This window comes from Klebsiella electrica (assembly GCF_006711645.1).
GTDB classification, from domain to species: domain Bacteria; phylum Pseudomonadota; class Gammaproteobacteria; order Enterobacterales; family Enterobacteriaceae; genus Klebsiella; species Klebsiella electrica.
The window spans coordinates 3452848-3475928 of the sequence record NZ_CP041247.1 but is presented as its reverse complement, the minus strand read 5'-3'; the positions used below and the strand labels follow the sequence as shown (position 1 = coordinate 3475928).

Here is a 23081-nt window from a genome sequence, read left to right as displayed (position 1 = left end):
TATGAGTGAATTTTCCCAGACAGTCCCCGAACTGGTTGCCTGGGCCAGAAAAAATGATTTTTCTATTTCGCTGCCGGTAGACAGACTCTCGTTTCTGCTGGCGGTTGCTACGCTGAACGGCGAGCGGCTCGAAGGGGAAATGACCGAGGGAGAACTGGTGGATGCGTTCCGCCACGTCAGTGATGCGTTTGAGCAGACCAGCGAAACCATCAGCCAGCGCGCCAATAATGCGATCAACGATATGGTGCGCCAACGTCTGCTGAACCGCTTTACCAGCGAAATCACGGAAGGCAATGCGATTTATCGCCTGACGCCGTTGGGCATCGGTATTACCGATTACTATATTCGCCAACGCGAATTTTCTACGCTGCGTCTGTCGATGCAGCTGTCGATCGTTGCCGGCGAGCTCAAGCGCGCAGCCGACTCGGCGGAAGAGGGCGGCGATGAGTTCCACTGGCATCGCAACGTCTTTGCGCCGCTGAAATACTCGGTTGCTGAGATTTTTGACAGTATCGATCTGACGCAGCGCATCATGGATGAGCAGCAGCAGCTGGTCAAAGATGATATCGCTCAGCTGTTGAACAAAGACTGGCGCGCGGCTATCTCCAGCTGCGAGCTGCTGCTGTCGGAAACGTCCGGCACCCTGCGCGAGCTACAGGATACCCTGGATGCCGCAGGCGATAAGCTACAGGCTAACCTGCTGAGAATTCAGGATGCGACAATTTCGCGCGACGACCTGCATTTTGTCGACCGTTTAGTCTTCGATCTGCAAAGTAAACTGGACCGTATCGTCAGCTGGGGCCAGCAGGCGATTGACCTGTGGATCGGCTACGATCGCCACGTGCACAAATTTATCCGTACCGCTATCGATATGGATAAAAACCGCGTCTTCGCCCAGCGTCTGCGTCAGTCGATCCAGACCTACTTTGACGCCCCGTGGGCGTTGACTCACGCCAGCGCCGATCGTCTGCTGGATATGCGTGATGAAGAGATGGCGCTGCGTGACGAAGAGGTTACCGGGGAGCTCCCGGCGGATCTGGAATACGAAGAGTTTAACGAAATTCGCGAACAGCTCGCCGCGCTGATTGAAGCGCAACTGGTGGTTTACAAAGACAAAGGCGTCCCGCTGGATCTCGGTCTGGTGGTGCGCGAATATCTGGCGCAGTATCCGCGAGCTCGCCATTTTGATGTGGCGCGAATCGTCGTCGATCAGGCGGTACGCCTGGGCGTCGCACAAGCAGATTTCACCGGACTGCCGGCAAAATGGCAGCCGATTAATGATTACGGAGCCAAGGTACAGGCGCATGTCATCGACAAATATTGAACAAGTGATGCCAGTTAAACTGGCGCTGGCGTTGGGCAATCCGTTATTTCCGGCGCTGGACAGCGCCCTGCGAGCAGGTCGTCATATCGGCCTGGACGAACTGGATAATCACGCATTTTTGATGGATTTCCAGGATTACCTGGAAGAGTTTTACGCGCGTTATAACGTTGAGCTGATTCGCGCGCCGGAAGGTTTTTTCTATCTGCGCCCGCGCTCCACGACGCTGATTCCGCGCTCGGTGCTCTCCGAACTGGATATGATGGTCGGCAAAATTCTTTGCTATCTCTATCTCAGCCCGGAACGCCTGGCCAACGAAGGGATTTTTACCCAGCAGGAGCTCTACGATGAGCTACTGACCCTGGCGGACGAAGCTAAACTGCTGAAGCTGGTGAACAACCGTTCTGCCGGGTCCGATCTCGACCGCCAGAAGCTGCAGGAGAAAATGCGCGCATCGCTCAACCGTCTGCGCCGCCTGGGCATGGTCTGGTTTATGGGCCATGACAGCAGCAAATTCCGTATTACCGAGTCGGTCTTCCGCTTTGGCGCTGACGTGCGCGTCGGCGACGATCCGCGTGAGGCGCAGCTGCGCATGATTCGCGACGGTGAAGCGATGGCGCTGGAAAACCATCTGCAGCTCAATGATGAGAACGAAGAGAATCAGCCGGATAGCGGGGAGGAAGAGTAATGATTGAACGCGGTAAATTTCGCTCGCTGACGCTGGTTAACTGGAACGGTTTTTTTGCCCGCACCTTTGATCTGGATGAGCTGGTCACCACGCTGTCCGGGGGCAACGGCGCCGGGAAATCGACCACCATGGCGGCTTTCGTCACGGCACTGATTCCGGATCTGACTCTGCTGCACTTCCGTAACACCACAGAAGCGGGCGCCACCAGCGGTTCGCGCGATAAAGGCCTGCACGGTAAGCTGCGGGCCGGGGTATGTTATTCGGTACTGGATGTGGTCAACTCGCATCACCAGCGGGTGGTTGTGGGCGTGCGTCTGCAGCAGATTGCCGGTCGCGATCGTAAAGTGGATATCAAGCCGTTTGCGATTCAGGGGCTGCCGACGTCCATTCAGCCGACCCAGCTGCTGACGGAAACCCTTAACGAGCGCCAGGCGCGCGTGCTGAGCCTCAACGAGCTGAAAGACAAGCTTGAAGAGATGGAAGGGGTGCAGTTTAAGCAGTTCAACTCGATAACCGACTATCACTCGCTGATGTTCGATCTGGGCGTGGTGGCTCGTCGTCTGCGTTCGGCGGCAGACCGCAGTAAATACTATCGCCTGATTGAAGCCTCGCTGTACGGCGGGATCTCCAACACCATCACCCGCTCGCTGCGCGATTACCTGCTGCCGGAAAACGGCGGCGTGCGTAAAGCGTTCCAGGATATGGAAGCCGCGCTGCGTGAAAACCGCATGACGCTCGAAGCCATTCGCGTCACCCAGTCCGATCGCGACCTGTTTAAACATCTGATCAGCGAAGCGACGAACTATGTCGCGGCGGACTATATGCGTCACGCCAACGAACGTCGCGTGCATCTGGATAAAGCGCTGGAGTATCGTCGCGATCTCTTTACCTCGCGGGCGCAGCTGGCGGCAGAGCAGTATAAGCATGTCGATATGGCCCGCGAACTGCAGGAACATAACGGCGCCGAAGGCGATCTGGAAGCCGATTATCAGGCGGCCAGCGATCATCTGAATCTGGTACAAACCGCGCTGCGCCAGCAGGAAAAAATCGAGCGCTATGAAGCGGATCTCGATGAACTGCAGATTCGCCTTGAAGAGCAGAATGAAGTCGTCGCCGAAGCGACCGATCGACAGGAAGAGAACGAGGCCCGCGCCGAGGCCGCTGAACTGGAAGTGGATGAGCTGAAAAGCCAGCTCGCCGACTATCAGCAGGCACTGGACGTACAGCAGACCCGCGCCATTCAGTACAACCAGGCGCTGCAGGCGCTGGAGCGGGCGAAGGCGCTGTGTCATTTGCCGGATTTAACGCCGGAAAGCGCCGATGAATGGCTGGAAACATTCCAGGCTAAAGAGCAAGAAGCGACGGAAAAAATGCTGTCGCTGGAACAAAAAATGAGCGTGGCGCAGACCGCGCACGGCCAGTTTGAGCAGGCATATCAGCTGGTGGCGGCCATCAACGGTCCGCTGGCGCGTAATGAGGCCTGGGACGTGGCGCGCGAGCTGTTGCGCGATGGCGTCAACCAGCGTCACCTTGCCGATCAGGCGCACGGGCTGCGTAGCCGTCTGACTGAGCTGGAACAGCGTCTGCGCGAGCAGCAGGACGCCGAACGCCAGCTGAGCGAATTCTGCAAGCGTCAGGGCAAACGCTACGATATTGACGATCTGGAAGCGCTGCATCAGGAGCTGGAAGCGCGCATCGCCTCCCTGTCCGATAGCGTCTCTTCCGCCAGCGAACAGCGCATGAATCTGCGTCAGGAGCTGGAGCAGCTGCAGTCGCGCACCCAGTCTCTGCTGCGTCGGGCGCCAATCTGGCTGGCCGCGCAAAACAGCCTCAACCAGCTGTGCGAGCAGAGCGGCGAGCAGTTTGAATCAAGCCAGGATGTCACCGAATATCTCCAGCAACTGCTGGAGCGCGAGCGTGAAGCCATCGTCGAACGTGACGAAGTGGGTGCCCGTAAACGCGCCATCGACGAAGAGATCGAACGCCTCAGCCAGCCGGGTGGGTCTGAAGATCCGCGCCTTAACGCGCTGGCGGAACGTTTTGGCGGCGTACTGCTGTCGGAAATTTATGACGATGTCAGCCTTGAGGACGCCCCGTACTTCTCCGCGCTGTATGGCCCGTCGCGTCACGCGATCGTGGTACCCAATCTGGCGCAGATCGCCGAACAGCTGGAAGGGCTGGAAGATTGCCCGGAAGATCTCTATCTGATCGAAGGCGATCCGCAATCCTTCGATGACAGCGTCTTCAGCGTCGATGAGCTGGAAAAAGCGGTGGTCGTTAAAGTGGCCGATCGCCAGTGGCGCTACTCGCGCTTCCCGACGCTGCCGCTGTTTGGCCGCGCCGCGCGCGAAAGCCGCGTTGAAACGCTGCATGCGGAGCGGGAAAGTTTATCAGAGCGTTTTGCGACCCTTTCTTTCGACGTGCAGAAAACGCAGCGCCAGCACCAGGCCTTCAGCCGTTTTATCGGCAACCATCTGGCCGTCGCGTTTGAAGACGATCCGGAAGAAGAGATCCGTAAGCTCAACAGCCGCCGCGGCGAGCTGGAGCGCGCCCTTAACACGCACGAAAGCGATAACCAGCAGAACCGGGTGCAGTATGAGCAGGCGAAAGAGGGGGTTTCCGCCCTCAACCGCCTGTTGCCGCGCCTTAATCTGCTGGCGGACGATACGCTGGCCGATCGCGTTGACGAAATTCAGGAACGGCTGGATGAAGCCCAGGAAGCGGCGCGCTTTATTCAGCAGCATGGCAATCAGCTGGCGAAGCTGGAGCCGATGGTTTCAGTCCTGCAAAGCGACCCGGAACAGTTCGAACAGCTGAAAGAAGATTACGCTTACTCCCAGCAAACGCAGCGCGATGCGCGCCAGCAGGCGTTTGCGCTGAGCGAAGTGGTGCAGCGTCGTGCCCACTTCAGCTATTCCGATTCGGCGGAAATGCTCAGCGGCAACAGCGATCTCAATGAAAAACTGCGCCAGCGTCTGGAGCAGGCGGAGGCTGAACGTAGCCGCGCCCGCGACGCGATGCGTACCCATTCTGCGCAGCTGAACCAGTACAATCAGGTGCTGGCGTCGCTGAAAAGCTCCTTTGATACCAAAAAAGAGCTGCTGAGCGATCTGTACAAAGAGCTGCAGGATATCGGCGTACGCGCCGACAGCGGTGCGGAAGAGCGTGCCCGTGCGCGCCGCGATCAGCTGCATACGCAGTTAAGCAACAACCGCTCGCGCCGGAATCAGCTGGAAAAAGCGCTGACCTTCTGTGAAGCCGAAATGGACAACCTGACTCGCAGGCTGCGTAAGCTTGAGCGCGACTACTGCGAAATGCGCGAGCAGGTGGTGAGCGCCAAGGCGGGCTGGTGTGCGGTCATGCGGCTGGTGAAAGACAACGGCGTCGAACGGCGTCTGCATCGCCGCGAGCTGGCCTATCTCTCTGCGGATGAACTGCGTTCGATGTCGGATAAAGCGCTCGGTGCGCTGCGTCTGGCCGTAGCGGATAACGAACATCTGCGCGATGTGCTGCGTGTCTCCGAGGATCCGAAGCGTCCGGAACGTAAAATTCAGTTCTTTGTCGCCGTTTACCAGCATCTGCGCGAGCGTATCCGTCAGGATATTATCCGCACCGACGACCCGGTAGAAGCGATTGAACAGATGGAAATCGAACTGAGCCGTCTGACGGAAGAGTTGACCAACCGTGAGCAGAAGTTGGCTATCAGTTCCCGCAGCGTGGCCAATATTATTCGCAAAACGATCCAGCGCGAGCAGAACCGTATCCGGATGCTTAACCAGGGGCTGCAAAGCGTCTCCTTCGGCCAGGTCAACAGCGTGCGTTTGAATGTCAACGTGCGGGAAACCCACTCGACGCTGCTTGATGTGCTGTCCGAACAGCACGAGCAGCATCAGGATCTGTTTAACAGCAACCGCCTGAGCTTCTCGGAAGCGCTGGCGAAGCTGTACCAGCGTCTGAACCCGCAGATCGATATGGGGCAACGCACCCCGCAGACCATTGGCGAAGAGCTGCTCGACTACCGCAACTATCTGGAGATGGAAGTGGAAGTGAACCGCGGCTCCGACGGCTGGCTGCGCGCAGAATCTGGTGCGCTGTCTACCGGGGAAGCTATCGGTACCGGGATGTCGATACTGGTGATGGTGGTGCAGAGCTGGGAAGATGAGTCTCGTCGCCTGCGCGGCAAAGACCTGTCACCGTGCCGTCTGCTGTTCCTCGATGAAGCGGCGCGTCTCGATGCCCGTTCTATCGCCACGCTGTTTGAACTCTGTGAACGTCTGGAGATGCAGCTGATCATCGCGGCGCCGGAAAACATCAGCCCGGAAAAAGGCACCACCTACAAGTTAGTGCGTAAAGTGTTTAATAACCACGAACACGTCCATGTGGTCGGGCTGCGCGGTTTTGCCGCCCAGTTGCCGGAAACGCTGCCTGGAACGGCGGATGCCTCTTAGCGGTCATCGATCGATAGAGAAAAGGGCGACTTGATGTCGCCCTTTTTGTTAGCGAATCGGTTAAGTTAACGTTTTATAATCTTTAAACTTCTTTACATTTGGGGAGGCAAAAGCTTTTGCGCCTCTATATACTGAGAGTAAAACCCGTTTTTACGGGCAGCAATGTGACAACAGGGGGCAAGGGATGTTGCTAAAGAAACGCTATGGTCGTCAATTGTCAGCGCTGAGTTTAAGCCTGGCTTTGGCATTTGCTCCGCTGTTCAATGTCCAGGCCGAAGAGCCTGAGATCGTACCCACCGACAGTTCCGCGACGACAGGAGAACTGTCGTCCGCGCTTATCCAGAGCGAGGGGCAGTCCGCGACGGTGGCGAAAATGGCCGGTGAGCAGCCGCTGGCAGCAGGCGCCGCAGAAAAAAGCCGCGCCGCGATAATGGCGCAGTTGCCGGCTGGCTATCAGCCCGTGTTTATGAATCCGCTGGTATCGCTCTATGCGGCCAGAGAGATGAAACCGATGTGGGAGAACCGCGAGGCGGTTCAGGCCTTCCAGCAGCAGCTGGCTGAGGTCGCCATCGCCGGTTTTCAGCCGCAATTTACCGTCTGGGTCAGCCTGCTGACCGATCCGGCGGTGAACGGCATGGCTCGCGATATCGTGCTGTCTGACGCCATGATGGGCTACCTGCATTTTATCAGCGGCATTCCGGTGCAGGGGAATCGCTGGCTGTACGGTACCAAACCGTACACGATGGCGACGCCGCCGCTGTCGGTGATCAATCAGTGGCAGCTGGCGCTGGATAATGGCTCTCTGGTGCCGTTTATTGCCGGGCTGGCGCCGAAGCATCCGCAATATGAGGCGATGCACCGGGCGCTGCTGGCGCTGGTGGCCGATTCCCGCCCGTGGCCGCAGCTGACCAGCAACGCGTCGCTGCGTCCGGGAGAGTGGAGTAACGACGTTGGCGCGCTGCGCGAAATTTTACAGCGCAACGGTATGCTCAATGATTCCTCGAAGATTGCGCTGCCGGGGGATGTCGTGAGTCCGTCAGCCGGGAAGAAGAGCAAAACCGCGGCGCGCGGCGTTTACGATCGTCAGCTTGTTGAGGGCGTTAAGCGCTTCCAGGCCTGGCAGGGGCTGGGCGCCGATGGCGTGATTGGTCAATCCACCCGCGACTGGCTCAATGTTTCTGCGGCCCAGCGTGCGGGCGTACTGGCGTTGAACATTCAGCGCTTGCGTTTGCTGCCGGGAAAACTGTCTACCGGCATTATGGTCAATATTCCAGCCTTTTCGTTGGTCTATTACCAGGATGGCAGCCAGGTGCTGGCATCGCGAGTGATTGTGGGGCGGCCGGATCGCAAAACGCCGATGATGAGCAGCGCGCTAAACAACGTGGTGGTTAACCCGCCGTGGAACGTGCCGCCGACGCTGGCGCGCAAAGATATCCTGCCGAAGGTACGCAATGACCCTAGCTATCTTGAGCAGCATGGTTACACGGTGATGCGCGGCTGGAACAGCAAAGAGGCTATCGATCCGTACCGGGTTGACTGGTCGACAATCACCGAAAACAACCTGCCGTTCCGTTTTCAGCAGGCGCCTGGCGGGCGTAACTCATTGGGGCGCTATAAGTTTAATATGCCCAGCTCCGATGCTATCTATCTGCACGATACGCCGAACCACAATCTGTTCCAGAAAGACGTGCGGGCCTTAAGTTCCGGCTGCGTGCGGGTCAACAAAGCCTCGGAGCTGGCGAATATGCTGCTGCAGGATGCCGGCTGGAACGATACGCGGATTTCCGATGCGCTCAAGCAGGGCGATACCCGCTATGTCAATATCCGCCAGAATATCCCGGTTAATCTCTATTATTTGACTGCCTTCGTAGGAGATGATGGACGTACACAATATCGAACAGATATTTACAATTACGATCTCACCGCGCGATCTGGCGCACAAATCCTTGCGAAAGCTGAACAATTAATCAGGTAAATGAAGTAGTTCAACGGATCCCGTTGTCCTAACTTTTGGTGAAAACAGGCCCTGATCCTCTACAGGGCCTGTATTTACTGGGGTTAGGCTACCTTGACGTTGGCAATAATGCCCGGTAAGGTGCCTTTCGTGCGCCAGAAGTGCATATATTCGATTCATTTACTTGTAGACCTGATTATCATGGACAAATTTGACGCTAATCGCCGCAAATTGCTGGCGTTAGGTGGGGCTGCGCTCGGTGCTGCCGCCATTCTGCCTGCGCCGGCATTTGCCACCCTCTCGACCCCCCGACCGCGTATTCTGACGCTGAATAACCTGCATACTGGTGAATCACTCAAGGCGGAGTTTTTCGATGGCAGAGGCTATATTCAGGATGAATTAGCAAGACTTAACCATTTTTTCCGTGATTTCCGCGCGAATAAAATAAAGTCCATCGATCCGAGTTTGTTCGATCACCTTTATCGTCTGCAGGGATTGCTCGGCACCAATAAACCTGTCCAGCTCATCTCGGGCTATCGTTCCCTCGATACCAATGAAGAGCTTCGCGCCCGAAGCCGCGGTGTGGCGAAACATAGCTATCACACTAAAGGACAGGCCATGGATTTCCACATAGAAGGCATTTCGTTAAGCAATGTTCGCAAAGCGGCGTTATCTATGGGCGCAGGTGGTGTAGGATACTACCCACGTAGCAACTTTGTGCATATTGATACCGGTCCGGTAAGGCACTGGTAACGAAAGGAGCATCATGAACTATCGTATTATTCCGGTTACCGCGTTCGCTCAGAACTGTTCTTTAATCTGGTGCGAACAAACCCGGCTTGCCGCGCTGGTCGATCCCGGCGGTGACGCTGAGCGAATCAAACAGGAAGTCACGGCAGCAGGCGTCAGCCTGATGCAGATTTTGCTCACACACGGTCATCTCGATCACGTCGGTGCGGCGGCGGAACTGGCGCAACACTATGGCGTGCCGATTATCGGACCGGAAAAAGAAGATGAGTTCTGGCTGGAAGGTCTGCCGGCGCAAAGCCGGATGTTTGGGCTGGAGGATTGCCAGCCCTTACAACCGGACCGCTGGCTCAATGAAGGCGACGTCGTCAGCGTGGGGAATATTGCGCTGCAGGTGCTGCACTGTCCTGGGCATACGCCAGGGCACGTGGTCTTTTTTGACGAGGCTTCCCGGCTGCTGATTTCCGGCGATGTGATTTTCAAAGGTGGCGTTGGGCGCAGCGATTTCCCGCGCGGCGATCACGGTCAGCTGATTGAGGCGATTAAACGTAAATTATTGCCTTTGGGTGATGATGTGACGTTTATTCCCGGTCACGGGCCGATGTCGACGCTGGGCTATGAGCGGCTGCACAACCCTTTCCTGCAGGATGAAATGCCCGTCTGGTAATAACCTTCACGGGAGATAAAAAGGCCGCGCAAGCGGCCTTTTTTGTCGGCTGGCGAGATTACAGCACGGCGACGATTGCTTCACACAGCGGCGCCATGTTATCTGGCGTCATGCCCGCAACGTTAATACGCCCGGAGGCCACGGCGTAGACCCCGAACTCTTCACGCAGACGCATCACCTGCTCTTTGGTCAGGCCGCTAAACGAGAACATCCCGTTTTGCTTAATGATGAAAGAGAAGTCGCGGCTGGCCCCTTTTTCCTGCAGGGTATTGACGAACAGCAGACGCATGCGCTGAATACGCTGGCGCATATCGGTCAGCTCTTGTTCCCAGATAGCGCGCAGCGCGTCGTTGCTGAGAATTGTCGCCACCACCGACGCACCGTGTGCCGGCGGGTTGGAGTAGTTCGCACGAATCGTCGACTTCATCTGAGTAAAGGCGCGGTCAACGGTCTCGGCATCCGCAGCAACCAGCGTGCAGGCACCCACGCGCTCGTTGTACAGGCCGAAGTTCTTCGAGTAGGAGCTCGCGACCAGCAGCTCTTTATGCAGCGCAACGAACGCGCGCAGACCTTCGGCATCTTCTTCCAGACCGCGGGCAAAGCCCTGGTAGGCGAAGTCGAACAGCGGCAGCCAGCCTTTTTCAACGGACAGTTGCGCCAGCTGTTGCCACTGCTCCAGCGTCGGATCGATACCGGTTGGGTTATGGCAGCAGCCGTGGAACAGCACCACGTCGCCCGCCTGCGCTTCATTGAGGCTTGCCAGCATACCGTCGAAGTCGAGGGCGTGGTTGGCCGCATCGTAATAGGCATATTCGCGAACATCGAGGCCTGCGGAATTAAAGACGCTTTTGTGGTTCGGCCAGCTCGGGTTGCTTACCCAGACGCGCTTAACGGCGGTGTTCTTCGCCAGGAAGTCAGCGGCAACGCGCAGGGCGCCGGTACCGCCAGGGGTCTGGGCAGTGCGCGCGCGCTTATCGCTGACGATTGCGCTTCCTTTACCGAACAGCAGTTCCTGGGTGCAGCGGCCAAATTCCGCAATACCGTCGATACCCAGATAGTTTTTGGTGGTTTCATTTTCCAGCAGATACTGTTCTGCTTTTTTAACGCTGGTCAGGACCGGGGTTTTACCCGTTTCATCTTTGTAAACACCAATCCCGAGGTTAATTTTAGTCGGGCGGTCATCGGCACGAAACAGATCGGCCAGGCCTAAAATGGGGTCGGCAGGGGCGGCAGTAATGTTCTCAAACATGACGAGGTTCCATTGTGATTACTGAAGGGAATTTCGCTATCAGGGTAACGGGAGATCTGCAAATTGCCAACCGTTTGCGACAAAAAGCGAGAAGGTTTTCGAAAGTTACGATCTTTATCTTAGTAATGTAGAAAAGCAGGACCGAAGTCCTGCTTTTTAGGCATATCACGAAGGGGTGTAGTGATTAGAACTGGTAAACGATACCAACTGCAGCCTGGTCATCGGTGGCCACTTTAGCTGCTTTGGTATAGCTGTTGTCGTCCAGCAGGTTGAATTTGTATGCTGCGTAGACGTTCATGTTCTTGTTGAAGTAGTACCAGCTACCCACTTCGATGTATTTAACCAGGTCAGCATCGCCGCCGCCGAAGCCGGTACGACCCTGCAGGTTTTTACCTTTAGTCTGAACGTAGCCGATGGACGGACGCAGACCGAAGTCGAACTGATACTGAGCCACGGCTTCGATGTTCTGAGTTTTACCAGCGAAGAAGTTCGCCTGGTTTTCCGGGGTCATGTTGTAGGTCTGAGAGTACATGACTGCTGCGTAGACGTTGTTCGCATCGTACTTAGCGGAGGTTGCCCATGCTTCAGCTTTGTTGCCGTTGCCGTCAGCTTTCTGCGCGACGCTACGGTTGGAGCCAGAGTAACCTGCGGACAGCGCGATACCGTTGCCAAATGCATAGGTCGCAGAGGTGCTGACGCCGTCGCCGTTCTGTTTCTGGATTGCACGGCTGCTGTCGTTTTTACCCTGGTACTGCAGTGCGAAGCTCAGACCGTCAACCAGACCGAAGAAATCAGAGTTACGGTAGGTTGCCACGCCGTTGGTACGGCCGGTCATGTAGTTGTCGGTGTAGTTCCAGCCGTCGCCGCCCCACTCAACCAGCATATCGGTTGCGGATTCAACGTCGTAGATAGCGCCATAGTTACGGCCGTAGTCGAATGAACCGTAATCGCCCGCTTTCAGACCCGCGAAGGCCAGACGAGTTTTGGTCGGCTGGGAACCTTCAACGTTGGACGCATCCATGTTGTATTCCCACTGGCCGTAACCGGTCAGCTGATCGTTGATCTGGGTTTCGCCTTTCAGACCGATACGTGCATAGGTGGTGTCGCTGTTGTTGGTGTTACCATTGGTGGTCCAGACGTGCTCACCAACCATTTTCCCGTAGAAGTCCAGTTTGTTGCCGTTTTTGTTATAAATTTCTGCAGCGTTAGCTGCGCCGGCTACCAGCAGGGCAGGGATTACCACTGCCAGAATATTGCGCTTCATCATTATTTATTACCCTCATTAATATTTTTATATGAACACTCGCCACTGCCGTCAATAATTTCCGTCAATAAAAATTTACAGAACTATTGATGATAGTTTGGTGCCTGAAGGCATCTTTCCATCCGCGCCAGCGTTTCGCTAGCCGGAAAATGCTACCAATGTCGCATATGAGTAACAAAAAGAAATAGTATGTAACTAAATATGTATTTTTGGGAACTTTGTGAACTCAGTCAAAATTCCGTTCCACTTTGCTCGTAAAACAAACAGACCATATATATCTATATGAATTAATTATGATTAATTTAGATAAAGACGCATTTGTACATTTTATGTCTGCATTTCGCTTTTTTTTCGCTCAGCATTTGTCTTTGCATCTTGTGCTGCGACAGGTTAAAAAATGAACAAAATTATCAGGCGCTTCGTCGGTGAATGAACATAAGGTGCGGTTTATCGTGCGGGAAGAGGTCGTAATAGTGAGTAACATAAATGTGAACCGGAAGGGTTGATGTTTAAATTTATTGATGTTCGTTAACAAAATCTGACATAAAAAAAGGCCAGCTTACGCTGGCCTTCGGCAATGATAAGAAAAATTAATCAGAATGTGGCGCTGCGCGGAGTACGCGGGAACGGGATCACATCACGCACGTTTTGTACGCCGGTGACATAGGCGATCAGACGTTCGAAGCCCAGACCGAAGCCGGAGTGCGGTACGGTGCCGTAACGACGCAGGTCGCGGTACCACCAGTAGTCTTCTTTATTCAGCCCCATTTCCGCCATACGCGCGTCAAGCACATCCAGGCGTTCTTCACGCTGAGAGCCGCCGATGATTTCACCGATACCCGGCGCCAGAACGTCCATTGCGGCGACGGTTTTACCGTCTTCGTTAAGGCGCATATAGAACGCCTTAATATCTTTCGGATAGTTTTTCACCACCACCGGCGCTTTGAAGTGCTCTTCCGCCAGGTAGCGTTCGTGCTCGGAGGAGAGATCTACGCCCCAGTAAACCGGGTTTTCAAACTGCTTACCGCAGTTTTCGAGGATGGTTACCGCGTCGGTATAATCAACCTGGGCAAAATCGGCAGACACGAAACGCTCAAGGCGATCGATCGCATCTTTATCCACGCGCTCGGCGAAGAATTTCATATCGTCCGCACGTTCTACCAGTACCGCCTTGAAGACGTATTTCAGCATGGCTTCCGCGAGGCCGGCGACATCGTTCAGGTTGGCAAACGCGACTTCCGGTTCCAGCATCCAGAACTCCGCAAGGTGGCGGCTGGTATTGGAGTTTTCGGCACGGAAGGTTGGGCCAAAGGTGTAGATTTTAGACAGCGCACAGGCATAGGTTTCGCCGTTCAGCTGGCCGGATACGGTCAGGAACGACTCTTTACCGAAGAAGTCTTTATCGAAATCCACTTTGCCCTGATCGTTACGCGGCAGGTTTTCCAGATCCAGCGTGGAGACGCGGAACATTTCACCCGCGCCTTCGGTATCAGAAGCGGTGATAAGCGGCGTGGAAACCCAGAAGAAGCCCTGCTCGTCAAAGAAGCGATGCAGCGCTTGCGCCAGGGTATGACGCACGCGAGCGACCGCGCCAATCAGGTTAGTGCGCGGGCGCAGGTGCGCCACTTCACGCAGATACTCGATGCTGTGACGCTTAGCGGCCATCGGATAGGTATCCGGATCTTCTACCCAGCCGGTCACTTCAACGTGACTGGCCTGGATTTCAAAACTTTGGCCCTGACCTTGAGATGCCACGATTTTACCCGTAATGACGACCGAGCAGCCGGTGGTCAGGCGCAGCACTTCCTGATTGTAATTGGGCAGAGAATTATTAATAACGGCCTGTACAGGATCAAAGCAGGAACCGTCATAGACGGCCAGGAAGGAAAAGCCAGCTTTTGAATCTCGGCGGGTACGTACCCATCCGCGCACGGTGACTTCGCTGTCAACGGCAACACGGCCCTGGAGTACGTCGGCTACAGGCACAACGCTCATAATAGTCTCTCTATTCGTAGTCCAATAAAAAAATCTGTTTCCCCCGATAATGGGGGATATCTATGTTACCTGTCATCTTCCATCAGACAAGCAGATTTCGCACCATCAAGGGGAGTTTTCGGAAATAAATAAACAACAAGGAGCCAGAACGGCTCCTTGTAGCGATAAATGTGGTGATTAACTGGCCTTTTTCACCGGCGGAAGGTCAAAGGCTTTACGCAAGGCCCGGACAAAGGCCTTGTCGTGGCAGATGGTTTTCCCCGGACTGTCGGAGAGTTTCGCGACCGGCTTACCGTTACATTCCACCAGCTTTATCACGATGTTTAGCGGTTTAACCTGCGGGATATCGCAGGTTAAACGGGTGCCAATACCGAAGCTCAGATTGACCCGCGAAGAGAAGTGGCGATAGAGATCGACGGCTTTCGCCAGATCGAGGTTATCGGAAAAGACCAGCACTTTACTCATGGGATCGATTCCCAGCTTCTGGTAATGGGCGATGGCTTTTTCGCCCCATTCTACCGGGTCGCCGGAATCGTGGCGCAGCCCCTGGTAGCGGCTGGCAAATTCCGGGCCGAAATCCCGCAGGAAGGCGTCCATAGTAATGCAGTCGGTGAGGGCGATGCCGAGCCGGTCAGGATACTCTTCCAGCCAGGCTGCCAGCGCTGCGCGCTGGCTGTTGGCTAAACTGGGGCTGATTTGCTGATGCGCCTGGAACCATTCATGCGCCTGGGTGCCCATTGGCGTCAGATGAAGCCGACGAGCCAGATCGTAGTTGCTGGTACCGATAAACCACGGTTCCTGCTGCAGACGTTTGACGATGGCCTGCTGTACTTCGCGCGAGAAGCGGCGGCGGGTGCCGAAGTCCATCAGGCGGAAGCGGCTGAGATCGAGATCGGCGGTGATTTGCGCAAAACCGGCCAGCTTGTGTTCGAGGGTTTCCAGCGCTAAATCGACGCCGATTTCCGGCGAGCGGTAATGATGGACCAGCTCACTAATCACCGCCAGCAGCGGAACTTCCCACATGATGACTTCACGCCACGGGCCGGACAGGCGAATATTCAACTTGCCATTGTCGTTGGTGACGGTGACCTGGCCCGGGTCGTAGCGGAAGTCGCGCAGCCAGTCGAGATAGTCATGGGAAAAGAACGGCAGGGTAGACAACCAGTGATATTCATCGTCCTGCAGCTTCAGGTCGCGCATGGTTTCAACCTGCTCGCGAATTGCGTCGGCATAGATACCGAGCAGATCGTCCCCGCGGCAGCGGAACTCCGCCGCAACGTGTACATCGCCGTAGCGGTGGAAGACAGCCTGTTGCATATGCAGCTTGTAGGCGTCCGTATCGAGCAGCGAGTGCAGTACAGGAGAAGTGAATTGTGTCATGGTGCGCAGTAGCGTCCTCTCACTGGAGCGTTTCCATCAAAAACCGAAGCAGAAAAAAGGAGGCGGAGTATACCCTTATTACCCGACTCTGTCCCGCAGTGACGGCCGATGGCGACGCTGACGGTCATTTGCGAGGCCTAGTTTAATATATTGAACAGGGATCACACCACAAGCTTTGCACCGGGTCGAGCGCATTTCGTGCCTCTTGTGTTATCAATATGTAGCAATTTTCGTGTTTAGCGTTGAAAAGATGAAGATTCTGCATAGCGCGATCTACGCAACAGGAATAGACTGGGTTTGACACTTTACGGAACATGCTAAAGGTTTTTTATGACACAACAGCCCCAAGCCAAATACCGCCACGACTACCGTGCGCCGGATTATCTCATTAGCGATATCGATTTGACCTTTGACCTGGATGCCGGGAAAACCGTGGTTACGGCTGAGAGCAAAGTCTCCCGTCACGCGGCGGCGTCCGATGTGCCGTTGCGTCTGGATGGCGAAGACCTGACGTTGGTCTCCCTGCTGGTGGATGGCCAGCCGTGGAACAACTATAAAGAAGAAAATAACCAGCTGGCGATCGGCGGATTGCCGGAACATTTCACCCTGACCATCGTCAATGAAATCAGCCCGGCGGCGAATACCGCCCTGGAAGGCCTCTATCAGTCTGGCGAAGCCCTGTGCACCCAGTGCGAGGCGGAAGGCTTCCGTCATATTACCTGGTATCTGGATCGTCCGGATGTGCTGGCCCGCTTCACCACTAAAATTATCGCCGACAAAGCGAAATATCCGTTCCTGCTCTCCAACGGCAACCGCGTGGCGCAGGGCGAGCTGGAAAATGGTCGTCACTGGATCCAGTGGCAGGACCCGTTCCCGAAACCGTGCTATCTGTTTGCGCTGGTCGCCGGTGACTTCGACGTATTGCGCGATACCTTCAAAACCCGTTCCGGGCGTGAAGTGGCGCTGGAGCTGTTCGTTGACCGCGGCAATCTCGACCGCGCGCCGTGGGCGATGACCTCGCTGAAAAACTCGATGAAATGGGACGAAACCCGTTTTGGCCTCGAGTACGATCTCGACATCTATATGATTGTCGCCGTCGACTTCTTTAATATGGGGGCGATGGAAAACAAAGGGCTGAACGTCTTTAACTCCAAATATGTACTGGCCCGCACCGATACCGCCACCGATAAAGATTATCTCGATATTGAACGCGTCATCGGCCACGAATACTTCCATAACTGGACCGGCAACCGCGTGACCTGCCGCGACTGGTTCCAGCTGAGCCTGAAAGAAGGGCTGACCGTGTTCCGCGATCAGGAGTTCAGCTCCGATCTCGGTTCGCGCGCCGTGAACCGGATTAACAACGTGCGCACCATGCGCGGTCTGCAGTTCGCCGAGGACGCCAGCCCGATGGCCCATCCGATTCGCCCGGATAGCGTCATCGAGATGAATAACTTCTATACCCTGACGGTGTATGAGAAGGGCGCCGAAGTGATCCGCATGCTCCATACGCTGCTGGGCGAAGCCAATTTCCAGAAAGGGATGCAGCTGTACTTCGAACGCCACGACGGCAGCGCCGCCACCTGCGACGATTTTGTTCAGGCGATGGAAGATGCCTCTAACGTCGACCTGTCGCATTTCCGCCGCTGGTACAGCCAGTCCGGCACGCCGGTGGTGAGCGTCCATGATGACTACAACCCGGAAACCGAACAGTACACGTTGACCATCAGCCAGCGCACGCCGCCGACCGCGGAACAGCCGGAGAAACAGCCGCTGCACATTCCGTTCGAGATAGAACTGTATGATAACGAAGGTAAGGTGATCCCGCTGCAGAAGGGGGGGCATCCGGTGCATCACGTGCTGAATGTGACCCAGGCCGAGCAGACCTTTGTCTTCGACAACGTCTACTTCCAGCCGGTACCGGCGCTGCTATGCGAATTTTCCGCTCCGGTGAAGCTGGAGTATAAATGGAGCGACCAGCAGCTCACCTTCCTGATGCGCCACGCGCGCAACGACTTCTCCCGCTGGGATGCCGCGCAGAGCCTGCTGGCAACCTACATCAGGCTGAACGTCAACCGCCATCAGCAGGGTCAGCCGCTGTCGCTGCCGATTCATGTGGCCGACGCATTCCGCGCGATCCTGCTGGATGAGAAGATTGACCCGGCGCTGGCGGCTGAAATTCTGACATTGCCTTCCGCCAATGAAATCGCTGAGCTGTTTGCCATCATCGACCCGATCGCCATTGCCGCGGTCCGTGAAGCGCTGACCCGCACGCTGGCGAAAGAGCTGGCGGACGAGTTCCTCGCGGTTTACAACGCCAACAAGCTGGCGAGCTATCGCGTGGAACACGCCGATATCGGCAAGCGTTCACTGCGCAATACCTGTCTGCGCTATCTGGCGTTCGGCGACGTTGCGCTGGCGAATAAGCTGGTCGTCGCCCAGTATCATCAGGCTGACAATATGACCGATGCGCTGGCCGCTCTGTCGGCCGCGGTCGCCGCGCAGCTGCCTTGCCGCGATGCCCTGATGCAGGAGTATGACGACAAATGGCATCAGGACGGTCTGGTGATGGATAAATGGTTTATCCTGCAGTCCACCAGCCCGGCGGACAATGTTCTGGAGACGGTACGCGGCCTGCTGAATCACCGCTCGTTTAGTATCAGCAACCCGAACCGTGTACGTTCGCTGATTGGCGCGTTTGCCGGCAGTAACCCGGCGGCATTCCACGCCGAAGATGGCAGCGGATATCAGTTCATGGTGGAGATGCTGACCGAGCTCAACAGCCGCAACCCGCAGGTGGCCTCCCGCTTGATTGAGCCGTTGATTCGCCTGAAACGCTACGATGCTAAACGCCAGGCGCTGATGCGCGCGGCGCTGGAGCAGCTGAAAGGTCTGGAGAATCTCTCCGGAGATCTGTTTGAGAAAATCAGTAAGGCTTTGGCATAAGGCGATACCATTCCCGGATAACGGCGAGGATGCGCCTTATCCGGGCTATCAACAACCTCAGATGGTAGCCGCCCCGGTAAGCGCAGCGGGATTAACCGTGGCTCAATAAGCGCGGCGCCGATTCGCTCTTACCACGTTTCATCACTCTGTTCAGTACTTCGGCTTCCAGTTCAGCCAGTCTGGCCGAACCGGTACGCCGCGGCCGCGGAATATCGACGGCGACATCAAGGCCAATTTTCCCTTCTTCAATCAACAGCACCCGGTCCGCCATGGCCACCGCCTCACTGACATCATGGGTGACCAGCAGTACGGTAAAACCGTATTCTTCCCACAGCGAGACGATCAGATCCTGCATCTCCAGGCGGGTTAACGCATCGAGCGCGCCCAGCGGTTCATCGAGTAGCAGCAGGCGAGGGCGATGAATCAGCGCGCGGGCCAGCGCAACGCGCTGTTTTTGTCCGCCGGAGAGCGCCGCCGGCCAGTCACCGGCGCGGTTTTCCAGACCAACGCTGGCCAGCGCCTGCAGGGCGGCATCACGCCACTGGCCCTTCAGCCCAAGACCGACATTGTCGATCACCGATTTCCACGGCAGCAGCCGCGAGTCCTGGAACATCATGCGGCTGTCATCCTGAACCTGCGCCAGCGGCGTTGAACCGGCCAGCAGCTCGCCGCCGTTAGGTTTTTCGAGCCCCGCCAGCAGACGCAGCAGGGTACTTTTGCCGCCGCCGCTGCGCCCGACCACCGCGACAAACTGCCCGGTCGGAATATGTAAATCCAGTGCGTTAAGAATGGTATTTTCGCCGTAGCGTTTGGTCACGCCGTTAAGCAACAGCGGGATCCCTGGGTTCAGACGGGCAGTCGTCATGCGTTGGCCTCCTGAAGATGATAAGCCGGGTTCCAGCGTAGCCACGCGCGTTCCAGCAGCTGCGCGCTGACGTCGGCCAGTTTGCCAAGAATGGCGTAAAGAATAATGGCGACAACCACCACATCCGTTTGTAAAAACTCCCGCGCATTCATCGCCAGATAGCCGATGCCGGCGTTAGCGGAGATGGTTTCGGCGACAATCAGCGTTAACCACATCAGCCCGAGAGCGAAGCGGATGCCGACCATTATCGAGGGCAGGGCCCCCGGCAGAATCACATGGCGGAACAGGGCGAAGCCGGACAGACCATAGCTACGCGCCATTTCCACCAGCCCGCGATCGATATTGCGGATGCCGTGCCAGGTATTGATGTAGATAGGGAACATGGTCCCCAGCGCGACGAGGAAGATTTTGGCGCTTTCATCAATGCCAAACCATAAAATAACCAGCGGAATCAACGCCAGATGCGGGACGTTGCGCAGCATCTGAATCGAGGTATCCAGCAGCCGCTCCCCCCAACGCGACAGGCCGCTTATCAGGCCCAGCACCAGCCCGATGGAGCCGCCGATGGCGAAGCCCAGCAGAGCGCGCCATGAACTGATGGCCAGGTGTTGCCACAGTTCGCCGCTGGCAGAAAGCGTCCAGAAGGCCTTGAGTACCCCTTCCGGAGAGGGAAGGATGCGGGTGGATAGCCAGCCGACGGAAGAGGCGAGCTGCCAGATGATGACGGTTCCCACCGGCAGAAGCCAGGGGGCGACCCGCAGCAGCAGTTTTTGCGCGGACGTAGCCATGATGTACTCCTTAGCTTTGTGCGACTTTGCGCGGAATAAACTCGTTGGCCACTGCCTCGCCCTGCAGGCGCAGAGGCTGCGGCTGAGGAATCGACGGGATAGTGATATCCAGCAGCGGGAACAGCAGTTCGCCGACGCGATAAGCCTCTTCAAGATGCGGATAGCCGGAGAAGATAAAGCTATCGATACCCAGCGCCGCATATTCATTGATTCGTTTGGCTACGGTAGGCGCATCGCCGACCAGAGCGGTTCCCGCCCCTCCACGCGCCAGCCCGACGCCAGCCCACAGGTTAGGGCTGATTTCAAGCTTGTCGCGCCGACCGTTGTGCAACGCGGCCATCCGCTGCTGTCCGACGGAATCGGTTTTGGCAAACGCGGCCTGCGCCCGGGCAATGGTATCGTCATCAAGATGCGAGATGAGGCTTTCGGCCGCTTCCCAGGCTTCTTCATTGGTTTCCCGCACAATGACATGCAGACGAATACCGAAGCGAACCGTACGACCGTGACGGGCGGCTTTTTCACGCACCTGGGCGATTTTTTCCGCAACCTGCTCCGGCGGTTCTCCCCAGGTGAGATAGAGATCGACCTGTCCGGCGGCGAGCTCCTGCGCCACATCGGACGAACCGCCAAAGTAGAGCGGCGGACGCGGCTGCTGCAGGGGCGGAAACAGCAGTTTCGCGCCGCGCACCCGCTGGTGTTTTCCATCGAAGGTGACGGTTTCGCCTTCCATCAGGCGGCGCCAGATATGAGTAAATTCAGCCGAGGCTTCGTAACGTTCGGTATGGTCGAGGAAAACCCCATCGCCGGCAAGCTCCTGCGGGTCGCTGCCGGTCACCAGGTTAAACAATGCCCGGCCGTTGGACAGGCGGTCGAGCGTCGCGGCCTGGCGGGCGGCGACCGTCGGGGAGGTGACGCTCGGGCGCAGGGCGACAAGAAATTTCAGGCGCTGGGTGACGGGAATCATCGAAGCGGCAACCAGCCACGCATCTTCGCAGGAGCGCCCGGTCGGGATCAGCACGCCGGTAAAACCGAGGCGGTCCGCGGTTTGCGCAATTTGTTGCAGGTAGCCGTAATCAACCGGGCGGGCGCCTTCTTCGGTTCCCAGGTAGCGACCATCACCGTGGGTCGGTAAAAACCAGAACATATTCAGACTCATGATTTCGCTCCTTGTGCGGTTGCGGGCTGCCAGATGCGGGTACGGATATCGACTTTTTTCGGCACCAGTTTGTTCTCGTAGAACAGATCGGCGGTTTGCTGCTGCCGGGCGGCGGTTTCGCGACTGACCGGAGTAATGGTGGTCGGCGGCCGGTGGTCCAGATAACTGGCGATCACCGCTTCAGGGAGTCCCATCGTTTTTGCCAGCAGGGTAATACTTTGCGGGCGTTGGCTCAGCGTCAGGGCATCCGCCTGGCTGAAGGTGTCGAGCACGCCGCTAATAAAGGCGCCATTTTTCTCCGCATAGGGGCGCGAAGCCAGATAGAAAGAGCCGGTTTGTTTCAGATCGGTTCCGTCTTTGAGCACCCTGGCGCTCGCTTGTTGCAGAGCGGCGGAATAGTAGGGATCCCAGATAGCCCAGGCATCAACATTGCCCTGTTGAAATGCCGCGCGGGCGTCCGCGGGGGCAAGATAAACGGGTTGAATATCGCTGAATTTCAGGCCCGCCTGCTGTAGTGCTCTGAGCAGCAGGTTGTGGGAGCTGGAGCCTTTCTGAAACGCGACTTTGCGCCCCTTCAGTTCAGCGACGGTTTTGATCGGGCTGTTTTCCGCGACCAGAATCACTTCCGCTTTTGGCTTCGGCGGTTCCGCGCCGACATAAACCAGATCGGCTCCGGCTGCCTGGGCGAAAATCGGTGGGATATCACCAGTACTGCCCAGATCGATACTGCCGACGTTTAGCGCCTCAAGCATTTGCGGGCCGGCGGGAAATTCTATCCACGAGATTTTGGTGTTTGGGTAGCGCTTTTCCAGCAGCTGATGGCTTTTGGCCAGCACCATACTGACGCTGCCTTTTTGGTAGCCGATGCGCAGCGCATCCGGCGCGGATTGTGCCGCCTGGCTCAGGGCCGATAGCGTCAGCAACCCACTCAGCGCGAGGGTTTTGAGAAGGTTACGCATGTTCCACCCCATGGAGAGTCTTGAGCGCGGGAGCGCGGCTGGTCGGACGGTGCAGCGCCTGCCAGAAGGTCTCCAGCGCCAGATCGAGTCGCCCCTGCAGATTAGGGGTAAACTGCGGTTTATGTTGATAGTCGGTGACCTGACTATCGTCAGCGAACACGCCGTGCAGAATCTCCTGCGCTTTGAGGGCGTTGAGCACCGGTTTTAGTGCATAATCCACCGCCAGCATGTGGGCAATTGTGCCGCCGGTCGCCAGCGGCAGGACGATTTTCCCCTCCAGCGCCCGTTCCGGGAGCAGGTCGAGCAGCGTCTTCAGCGCGCCGGAAAAAGAGGCCTTATACACCGGGGTGGCGATGATAAGCCCATCGGCGCCGGCCAGCTGTTCGTTCAGCGTATGTAACGCCGGATTATCGAAGCGAGCGTACAGCAGGTCTTCCGGAGCAAAATTTTGCAGATGCCAGTGGCAGACTTCAACGTCTGCCGCGGAGAGCGTCTCTCTGGCATATTCCAGAAGTGCGCTGGAACGGGAAGGGTAACGCGGACTGCCCGCAAGTGTAATAACACGCATCTTCTCTCTCCTTATAACCAAATGTTTGCATTTATCTATAATTGATAACATTTGCTGGCAGTGTGACAGAGCCGATTTATTTCCCT

General features: G+C 56.6%; 16 protein-coding genes. 7 read left to right on the top strand and 9 right to left on the bottom strand.

Going from position 1 to position 23081, the window contains the following annotated elements:
* Position 1: 1 nt before the first annotated feature.
* From mukF to Electrica_RS16635, 6 genes are all read left to right on the top strand, one after another.
* Complete coding sequence (mukF, locus tag Electrica_RS16660) at positions 2-1324, top strand: chromosome partition protein MukF (protein WP_004860096.1); 1323 nt, start codon at positions 2-4, stop codon at positions 1322-1324.
* Complete coding sequence (mukE, locus tag Electrica_RS16655; RefSeq protein ID WP_141964993.1) at positions 1305-2009, top strand: chromosome partition protein MukE; 705 nt, start codon at positions 1305-1307, stop codon at positions 2007-2009. The genes mukF and mukE overlap by 20 nt, the downstream gene beginning before the upstream one ends.
* Entirely contained in the window at positions 2009-6457 is a 4449-nt protein-coding gene (mukB, locus tag Electrica_RS16650) for a chromosome partition protein MukB (protein ID WP_141964992.1), read from the top strand. The genes mukE and mukB overlap by 1 nt, the downstream gene beginning before the upstream one ends.
* 184 nt (positions 6458-6641) lie before the next feature.
* A complete protein-coding gene (ldtD, locus tag Electrica_RS16645; protein ID WP_141964991.1) occupies positions 6642-8432 on the top strand; it encodes a L,D-transpeptidase in 1791 nt (596 codons plus the stop codon).
* 180 nt (positions 8433-8612) lie between these two features.
* Positions 8613-9164 carry a YcbK family protein gene (locus Electrica_RS16640; protein WP_100685494.1) on the top strand — a complete coding sequence of 184 codons (552 nt, stop codon included), beginning with the start codon at positions 8613-8615 and terminating at the stop codon, positions 9162-9164.
* A 13-nt stretch (positions 9165-9177) separates the two neighbouring features.
* On the top strand, positions 9178-9825 hold the full coding sequence (locus Electrica_RS16635; RefSeq protein ID WP_131048337.1) for an MBL fold metallo-hydrolase: 648 nt from the start codon (positions 9178-9180) through the stop codon (positions 9823-9825).
* A 58-nt stretch (positions 9826-9883) separates the two neighbouring features.
* Here the strand turns inward: Electrica_RS16635 and Electrica_RS16630 are convergent, their stop codons facing one another.
* The 4 genes from Electrica_RS16630 to pncB form a co-directional block, all read right to left on the bottom strand.
* The gene (locus tag Electrica_RS16630) at positions 9884-11074 is read right to left on the bottom strand and encodes an amino acid aminotransferase (RefSeq protein WP_141964990.1); all 1191 of its coding nucleotides are present in this window, start codon (positions 11072-11074) and stop codon (positions 9884-9886) included.
* Between the two features lie 184 nt (positions 11075-11258).
* Entirely contained in the window at positions 11259-12341 is a 1083-nt protein-coding gene (locus Electrica_RS16625; protein ID WP_141964989.1) for a porin, read from the bottom strand.
* A gap of 591 nt (positions 12342-12932) precedes the next feature.
* On the bottom strand, positions 12933-14333 hold the full coding sequence (gene asnS / locus Electrica_RS16620; RefSeq protein ID WP_141964988.1) for an asparagine--tRNA ligase: 1401 nt from the start codon (positions 14331-14333) through the stop codon (positions 12933-12935).
* Positions 14334-14510: 177 nt separating this feature from the next.
* The gene (gene pncB / locus Electrica_RS16615) at positions 14511-15713 is read right to left on the bottom strand and encodes a nicotinate phosphoribosyltransferase (protein WP_100685601.1); all 1203 of its coding nucleotides are present in this window, start codon (positions 15711-15713) and stop codon (positions 14511-14513) included.
* 330 nt (positions 15714-16043) lie between these two features.
* On the opposite strand from pncB, the gene pepN reads away from it, so the two are divergent.
* Positions 16044-18659 (top strand): aminopeptidase N, encoded by a 2616-nt coding sequence (gene pepN, locus Electrica_RS16610; RefSeq protein WP_141964987.1) that lies wholly within the window; start codon positions 16044-16046, stop codon positions 18657-18659.
* Positions 18660-18750: 91 nt separating this feature from the next.
* On the opposite strand, the gene ssuB is transcribed toward pepN, so the two are convergent.
* The 5 genes from ssuB to ssuE are packed head-to-tail and all read right to left on the bottom strand — an operon-like array spanning position 18751 to position 22995.
* Positions 18751-19524, bottom strand: coding sequence for an aliphatic sulfonates ABC transporter ATP-binding protein (gene ssuB / locus Electrica_RS16605; protein WP_100685603.1), 774 nt, complete (start codon positions 19522-19524; stop codon positions 18751-18753).
* Positions 19521-20312, bottom strand: coding sequence for an aliphatic sulfonate ABC transporter permease SsuC (ssuC, locus tag Electrica_RS16600; protein ID WP_141964986.1), 792 nt, complete (start codon positions 20310-20312; stop codon positions 19521-19523). The genes ssuB and ssuC overlap by 4 nt, the downstream gene beginning before the upstream one ends.
* Positions 20313-20322: 10 nt before the next feature.
* A complete protein-coding gene (gene ssuD / locus Electrica_RS16595; RefSeq protein ID WP_131048343.1) occupies positions 20323-21468 on the bottom strand; it encodes an FMNH2-dependent alkanesulfonate monooxygenase in 1146 nt (381 codons plus the stop codon).
* Positions 21465-22427 (bottom strand): sulfonate ABC transporter substrate-binding protein, encoded by a 963-nt coding sequence (locus Electrica_RS16590; protein WP_141964985.1) that lies wholly within the window; start codon positions 22425-22427, stop codon positions 21465-21467. The genes ssuD and Electrica_RS16590 overlap by 4 nt, the downstream gene beginning before the upstream one ends.
* Entirely contained in the window at positions 22420-22995 is a 576-nt protein-coding gene (gene ssuE / locus Electrica_RS16585) for an NADPH-dependent FMN reductase (RefSeq protein ID WP_100685607.1), read from the bottom strand. Before ssuE ends, Electrica_RS16590 begins: the two co-directional genes overlap by 8 nt.
* Positions 22996-23081 lie beyond the last annotated feature (86 nt).

Bases quoted from the DNA above. Each gene is read 5' to 3' on its own strand.
- mukF (WP_004860096.1), top strand. From the start codon at position 2: ATGAGTGAATTTTCCCAGACAGTCCCCGAACTGGTTGCCTGGGCCAGA.
- mukE (WP_141964993.1), top strand. From the start codon at position 1,305: ATGTCATCGACAAATATTGAACAAGTGATGCCAGTTAAACTGGCGCTG.
- mukB (WP_141964992.1), top strand. From the start codon at position 2,009: ATGATTGAACGCGGTAAATTTCGCTCGCTGACGCTGGTTAACTGGAAC.
- ldtD (WP_141964991.1), top strand. From the start codon at position 6,642: ATGTTGCTAAAGAAACGCTATGGTCGTCAATTGTCAGCGCTGAGTTTA.
- Electrica_RS16640 (WP_100685494.1), top strand. From the start codon at position 8,613: ATGGACAAATTTGACGCTAATCGCCGCAAATTGCTGGCGTTAGGTGGG.
- Electrica_RS16635 (WP_131048337.1), top strand. From the start codon at position 9,178: ATGAACTATCGTATTATTCCGGTTACCGCGTTCGCTCAGAACTGTTCT.
- Electrica_RS16630 (WP_141964990.1), bottom strand. From the start codon at position 11,074: ATGTTTGAGAACATTACTGCCGCCCCTGCCGACCCCATTTTAGGCCTG.
- Electrica_RS16625 (WP_141964989.1), bottom strand. From the start codon at position 12,341: ATGATGAAGCGCAATATTCTGGCAGTGGTAATCCCTGCCCTGCTGGTA.
- asnS (WP_141964988.1), bottom strand. From the start codon at position 14,333: ATGAGCGTTGTGCCTGTAGCCGACGTACTCCAGGGCCGTGTTGCCGTT.
- pncB (WP_100685601.1), bottom strand. From the start codon at position 15,713: ATGACACAATTCACTTCTCCTGTACTGCACTCGCTGCTCGATACGGAC.
- pepN (WP_141964987.1), top strand. From the start codon at position 16,044: ATGACACAACAGCCCCAAGCCAAATACCGCCACGACTACCGTGCGCCG.
- ssuB (WP_100685603.1), bottom strand. From the start codon at position 19,524: ATGACGACTGCCCGTCTGAACCCAGGGATCCCGCTGTTGCTTAACGGC.
- ssuC (WP_141964986.1), bottom strand. From the start codon at position 20,312: ATGGCTACGTCCGCGCAAAAACTGCTGCTGCGGGTCGCCCCCTGGCTT.
- ssuD (WP_131048343.1), bottom strand. From the start codon at position 21,468: ATGAGTCTGAATATGTTCTGGTTTTTACCGACCCACGGTGATGGTCGC.
- Electrica_RS16590 (WP_141964985.1), bottom strand. From the start codon at position 22,427: ATGCGTAACCTTCTCAAAACCCTCGCGCTGAGTGGGTTGCTGACGCTA.
- ssuE (WP_100685607.1), bottom strand. From the start codon at position 22,995: ATGCGTGTTATTACACTTGCGGGCAGTCCGCGTTACCCTTCCCGTTCC.